This is a genomic window from Nostoc linckia z4, assembly GCF_002608075.1.
Classification (GTDB): Bacteria; Cyanobacteriota; Cyanobacteriia; order Cyanobacteriales; family Nostocaceae; genus Nostoc; species Nostoc linckia.
This window is the reverse complement of sequence record NZ_LAHA01000070.1, coordinates 38,025-44,638: the sequence shown is the minus strand read 5'-3', so window position 1 is coordinate 44,638 and position 6,614 is coordinate 38,025. Positions and strand designations below refer to the sequence as shown.

At 37.4% G+C, this 6,614-nt stretch carries 5 protein-coding genes; all 5 read right to left on the bottom strand.

Annotation, left to right across the window (positions count from 1 at the left end; all coding sequences use genetic code 11):
• Positions 1 to 41 precede the first annotated feature (41 nt).
• Positions 42 to 1,289, bottom strand: coding sequence for a glycosyltransferase (locus VF06_RS33440; protein WP_099070495.1), 1,248 nt, complete (start codon positions 1,287 to 1,289; stop codon positions 42 to 44).
• Positions 1,290 to 2,141: 852 nt separating this feature from the next.
• Positions 2,142 to 3,401, bottom strand: coding sequence for a glycosyltransferase family 2 protein (locus tag VF06_RS33435; RefSeq protein WP_099070494.1), 1,260 nt, complete (start codon positions 3,399 to 3,401; stop codon positions 2,142 to 2,144).
• A gap of 154 nt (positions 3,402 to 3,555) precedes the next feature.
• A complete protein-coding gene (locus VF06_RS33430; protein WP_099070493.1) occupies positions 3,556 to 4,023 on the bottom strand; it encodes a DUF2141 domain-containing protein in 468 nt (155 codons plus the stop codon).
• 141 nt (positions 4,024 to 4,164) lie between these two features.
• The gene (locus VF06_RS33425; RefSeq protein WP_099070492.1) at positions 4,165 to 5,148 is read right to left on the bottom strand and encodes a glycosyltransferase family 2 protein; all 984 of its coding nucleotides are present in this window, start codon (positions 5,146 to 5,148) and stop codon (positions 4,165 to 4,167) included.
• Between the two features lie 288 nt (positions 5,149 to 5,436).
• The gene (locus VF06_RS33420) at positions 5,437 to 6,441 is read right to left on the bottom strand and encodes an NAD-dependent epimerase/dehydratase family protein (RefSeq protein WP_099070491.1); all 1,005 of its coding nucleotides are present in this window, start codon (positions 6,439 to 6,441) and stop codon (positions 5,437 to 5,439) included.
• Positions 6,442 to 6,614: the final 173 nt, after the last annotated feature.

Below are 6,614 nucleotides of genomic sequence, written 5' to 3'. Positions count from 1 at the left end.
CATGCCCCATGCCCTATGCCCTATGCCCCATGCCCCATGCCCTAATCCCTATTCTCCTTAACGATTTGATAGAGTTTGTTTTCAAATTTTTCCATACATGCTGACCAATCAAAATCGATTATGGAAGGTCGGGCTTGTGTGGTCATTTCTGCTTTCAAGTCGGGGTTTTCTAGAATCGCAATCACCTTCTGGGCAAAGTCTTTTGGGTTGTTGGGTTGAGCCAAAAAGCCGTTATAACCAGGAGTTACCTGTTCTGAGGTTGAAGGTGCAATCACAGCAATTACAGGGGTTCCAGAGGCTAAAGCTTCGTTGTTTGTAGTGCAGAAGTTTTCGGTGATGGAGGGGTTAACAAAAATATCTGCCCTCGCAAACCAACCTAAAAGTTCCGAACCGTGGGACTCACCCCAGATGGTGATACCCGATGCATATTTTTGGGCACGCTGACGGATTTCTTCATCTTGGGGGCCACTACCAACAATCACCAGATGGACATCAGGGATTTTGGCTGCAATGAGTGGATATATATCAATTAGTTGGCTGACATTCTTTTCCGCAGTAATGCGTCCAACAAACAACAAAGTTGGTCTGCTGTCGTTGGGAATTGGGTCATAACAAATATTACGCGGGTGAAATTTTTCGCAATCTATACCTTGATAAGCAAGATATTCAGCACGTTGGCATTTGAAGGTTTTGTATTTATTCAATTGTTCTTGAGAAGAAAAGAAATTGAAGTCATAAGATTTGCTAAATTGTTTCACCAAAATGGGAATAATTGGACGAATTAAACTAAAGAATCTATTGCCAAAGTAATATTTGATGTACTCAACAATATCAGTGTGGAAAAGTGATATTATTGGCGTACCTGTTCGTCTTGCGTATTGTGTTCCCACAGGGCGACCGTAACCTTGCAAGAAAAGTGAGTATAAACCTCTCATTTGTGGTGCTTCTTCCACCACTATAATGTCAGGCTGAAACTTTTCTAACAGCTTGGTATCACTCCAATGCCGATAGTGCAATGGTTGGGGAAGAGATTTGTAAAAGATTAATGGTTTTGTGGGGAATGCGTAAGTAGTTAAGTTAGGGAAAGATTGAATTTCATTTAATCCTAGCATGGGGCGATCGCCAACATTTTTAGGGTAGCGATCGTTAATTTGTGGATGAATCAAAAAAACCTCATGTCCCTGTTGTAACAACCAACGAACTCGTTGATGTACTGCCACGGAAACTCCAGTTAAGAAAGGAGCATACAATCCGGTAAATAGGGCAATGCGGAGTCGTTGTTTAGTCATATCAAAAATGAATTATTTCACGAAAATGCTGGTTTTGAACTTAGGATTTACGCAGCAATGTTTCATGAAAAGTCAGAATTCAGAATTCAGAAGTCAGAATTTAGAATATTTTATGTAAGCTTAATTGACAAGAATTAAGCTTTATAAAATCTGATTTTTGACTCATTCTGAAGTCAGACTACTGATGAATTTTTTCTTACAATATCCTGACTATTTGGCTCTACAATTCCCAAAAATATAGTTACTCTGAGGATTTACACATTTAGAATCATTTTCAATTAGAGATGATAAAAATGAGTTTTCTGACCCTTAATCAGAAATTATTACAACACTAAAAACTCTCAGTCAAAATTCCCCTTAATATATTTTATAATCCTTGACCAAAAATGAACTAATGTGTATCGCTTGACAAGGATTATAATTAATATAGTCTAATAAAAATAAGTTAATATAAATCAAGTACTAATTAATGTTTAGGCTGATAGTTTTCAGAGCCTAGTTGATATTTAAAGCAAAGAGTAAGCAATGGGCAATGGTCAATCAATTGGAAGTCTCTTTTTATTAGAGTTTGACCATCTATTTATCTTAGTTAAACTTGGTCAAAATTGAGAAGTGGACTTTTTCAAAAGAGAACGGTAAACTCTTAACAGGCAATAGTTTAGGATTTAAAAATAAAACCTAATTTTCAAAAAACTAAGAATTTAAAAGTAGACCCTGTTTAAATAAAGACCCGATTCTAACTCCTGACTCCTGACTCCTGAATTCTGACTCCTGAATTCTGACTCCTGAATTCTGACTCCTGAATTCTGACTCCTGAATTCTGACTCCTGACTCCTGACTCCTGACTCCTATTCAAAGAGAAATTTTGCTATTAATAGGCTGATCCAACCATTGATAAGGGCGATATTCTACTAAGCGAATATTCCAAGCTCCTCGAACTCGATAGCTGATACTGCGCCAGGTGACTGTTGAAATCCACAGAGACGATAGCATTGCTAAGCCATAAACCCATTGTGTTAGCGGAATGCCAATTAACATTTTAGCGATGGTAGGGGCTGATAATTTGGTTATTGGTTGGTCATTTAAACGAACCACTTGCTGTATGCCTAGCTCCAAGACGAGCATCAGCAAAAGTAATCCGACAATGTAGACGCTATAGCAAACAAATAATAGAGATGCTGCTTCCCATTTTGCTTCTAACAATGAATCTAAAATTAGCATAATCACTGTAGTGGGAAACAGAATACTAGAAACAGCTTCACTAACTATAGCCAACCAACGCGGGTGATAAAGTCGAGAACAAAGTATTAAACGCTTGAGATAATCAAGTAAGTTGACTAATTCAATTTCTTCACGATTAACTGTGAGTAAAGAAGGTACAAACTTAACTTTTAATCCATGTATTTTTAGGACATCATGAATCATGAAATCTTCACTTAAAGCTTGTGCCCACTTATCTAAAAGTTCTGTTTGGTGAAGCACTTCTGTTTTCATAGCCAAAGTTCCGCCCCAAGGAATTTGGAAGAGAAACATTTGGACTACTGTCGATACATTGCCTATGTATCGTACTAAAGATCCCCAATGCCTACCTGTTGGCGCATACCAACGATTACCGGTTGTGGCTCCAACATTAGCATCCCCTAGAGGACTGACTAATTCTCGCAACCAATTGCGATGAACTACAGTATCAGCATCTACTAAAGCAACTACTTTATAGGAATCATCCAACTCACGGACAGCTTGCACTAAAGAGCTACATTTGAGACTACAATTATTGCGTACTATTCTCAAAGGACTGATTTGAACATTAGTCGCTTCTTGTTCTATAATAGTTTCGCTGGCAATTTTCCAAGCTGGATCTTCCTGACTATCAATAACTAACTTGAGATCGTAATTAGGATAGTTTTGATTTAAGAGCGATCGCAAACAACTAGGTAAAAACGGATCTGCTCCCCGCAAGCAAAGAATTACTGCTGTTTTAGGCAACTCCTCATCTGATAATAAAGTTTTTGGAGATGAGCGCACATACCAAAGAAAGATTAGCGTTAAACACACCTGAATAACCAGCCAACCCATCAAAGACTTAGACAGAAATATTGCCAAATCTTCCATTAAATTCTCCGAAAATAGGGAATGGGGCGTGGGGAGTTAGGAGTTAGGAGTTAGGAGTTAGGAGTTAGGAGTTAGGAGTTAGGAGTTATTCTCCCTTGTCTCCCTTGTCTCCCTTGTCTTTTTTATTCCCCCACTCCCCACTCCCTACTCGCCTTTATGAATCCAAAGAGTATTTCATCCTAATGTTGACTGTGGTATTTTTGTTCACTACAAAACTGGCATCACGAAATTTTGGTGTGCCTGTTTGTATGGATACAGTTGGATTTTTGGAAAGGCCAAAACCTTCTGTAGGAATACCAAAAAAGTCTTTATTGAGTTTGCGATCGCCATTTTGATCGTCAACTACAGCAACAGCATAAGTCCCTGGTTTTAAACCAGAGAATTCTTTTGTTACAGAAGAACCTGTAATCTTAGCGCAGCCACTTTTAACTTCACTAGTATTACTCATGGGAAATCCTTTTTCACCCCCAAAAACTCGGAAGCAAATCTCACCTTTTTGGTGACGGATTCCATTGACTACAATATTCAGTTTTGCTGTTGGTTCAGCGTTCACTGATTTTGCAAAGCTAATGCCTATTAAAGTAGCAAACAAAAAGTAAGATAAGTGAGATAGTTTCAGCATATTTTTGTCGTGAAAATGGTTAGTTTGGTAAATTCAAAAAAACACCAAATCAAAATTCACAAGTTCAAAATAAAAAGAGATGAAAAATTTGATTTTTCAGGCTTCTCTTTTTACTTTTCAATATTACTGTTATTCTTGAATTCAAAATGTGATTTTTTGTTCTGAAAATGATGTATTTTGCCAACTTAATGCAAGTTGTTGCAAAACTTTGAGCAAATCTTTCAGTAACAAATATTCTGTGCCTTTTAACTTTTGGTGTAAGCTTCTATGACAACATAAGCGCTCATACAAACTTAAAGGACTACACCAAATGGATCGGAAATACTCCCATAAGATTCTCCAATGGGGGAATAAAATTTTTCCTTGCTTTGCAGAATCAAACCACACTGTATAGCTATAAAAATCAGGTAATTCAGTAAATGAAGATGCTTGATTATTGTTTGCAACCAACAAATAATCGGGGAAAAACATACTCATTGATTGTTGCGGATGACTTCTAGCAAAAAACAAGTATTCTGGGATTTCATAAAACTTACCCAGAAGACCAAGCCTTAACAAAAAAATTCCATCAGCATTCCCATAACCACCCATAGGTGGTATTCTTTTGAGAGCGGTAGTACGAATTACGCCATAGCACTGATAACATAGGTGTTTAGCTAGTAATTCGTGAAAGCGGTCTTGTGGTTTTAGAGAATCTGTTTTGAGTTTAATATTGTAGTTTTGGAGAAACTTTCTTTGTTCGTCGATAAAATACACCTGGGTGTGACACAAAATAATGGTAGGGTCGCTATCGAGTATTTCAACACATTTACTGATAAAATCAGGGGCATGTAAATCGTCATAAGCTGCCCATTTAAAATACTCACCCGAAGCTAACTCCAAAACACGATTGAAGTTACGAGCGCAACCAATGTTATGCTCATTACGGTAGTAACGAATACGTTGGTCTTTGTTGGCGTATGCTCTACAAATTTGCTCAGTTTTATCTGTAGATGCATTATCTGAAATAATTAATTCAAAATCTTCAAAGGTTTGAGCCAACAGAGAATCTAAGGCTTCTTGAAGAAATTTTTCACCATTGTATACAGGTAATCCAATACTCAATCGTGGCTGATTGCTACTCATATCAAACAAGTATTCACACAATCTGTCGATTATTTTAAACTTAATTGCAAATAATTGTTAGTCAAATGCAACATCAGAAGTCAGGAGTCAGAAGTCAGAAGTCAGGAGTCAGAAGTCAGAATAATTTGATACCCAAGTGAAATAATTTCAGGGTAATTAAGAAGCAATAACACACTTACTGAATTTTCTATTCTTCTAATTCCAAACTCCTAACTCCAAACTCCTAACTCCAAACTCCTAACTCCAAACTCCTAACTCCAAACTCCTAACCCCTCACTCCTTACTCCCCTATTTCACTAAATTTTCAATCTCCGTTTGTTGCAGCCATTCATGTGTACGCTGCATACCTTCTTCGAGGTCAATTATTGGTTTATAATCTAACAAAGTTTGGGCTTTAGCAATGGAACACGCATAGGGACGAGTCATAAAATCTACAGATTCCGGTAAAATATCGGCTTTTTTCCGAAATAATTTTTGTCCTTGGGCGCGTAGCTTTAAAAACAATTTCATTTCATCTTTTGGTAATGAAAGAGGTGCTGGTAAGTTTTCCATTGCTGCTAAGCGCATGAAATACTCTTTCCATGAAGTTTGTTGTCCGTCGGTGATATTAAATATTTCTCCGTAAGTCTGTTTTTCTATCGCTAGAAAGATGCCATCAATTAGATTATCTATGTACACATGATTGATGACTCCTTTACCATCGTTGGGATATGCAAATAATTTTTGGCGCATCATCAAAATTGGTTTGACTATCCAAGGAATACTTCCAGGGCCGTAAATATCACCGGCACGAATAATAATAATCCCAAAATCTGGTGGATTATTTAATTCTAGAAGTGCTGTTTCTGCTTCTATTTTTGTTTGACAGTAAGGATTGTTGTCATTAGAAAGTGTGTCGGTTTCTGTAACGCCATCAAGGTAGTTGAAACCATAAACCATGACACTGGAAAGATGCACAAAAGTGCTAATCCCTGCTTGCTTTGCAGCTTTCGCAATGTTAACAGCACCGTTAACATTGATTTCTCGAAAATGATTAATTGGGCCGGCTTCTTGGGCCATTTGTTCTGTATGTAAAACAACGTCTATTCCCTGACAAGCTTTTTGAGCAATATTAGGGTCAGCGATGTTACCAGTAATAACTTCAATACCTAAATTTAGGGCTGTTTTGTTCTGTTCTTTAGAAGTTTGTAATCCACGAACTTTTATTCCCTGCGCGATGGCTAATTCGGCTGCACGCAAGCCGACAAATTCATTAATTCCGGTAATCAGGAGAGTTTGGTTTTTGAAGTTCATAGAGGGAAATTTGTACCAATTTTGGATTCAAGTTTTGCTTGGATATCACACAGAAGTGCAAAGGATTACCAAAAAATAAATTGTCTAATCTTGTGGGTTGGACATCTTGTCAGTTGTTAGATACCTATGGCGAAACGCCCACACCACAGAGTTAGATATTTCTTTATTTAGAA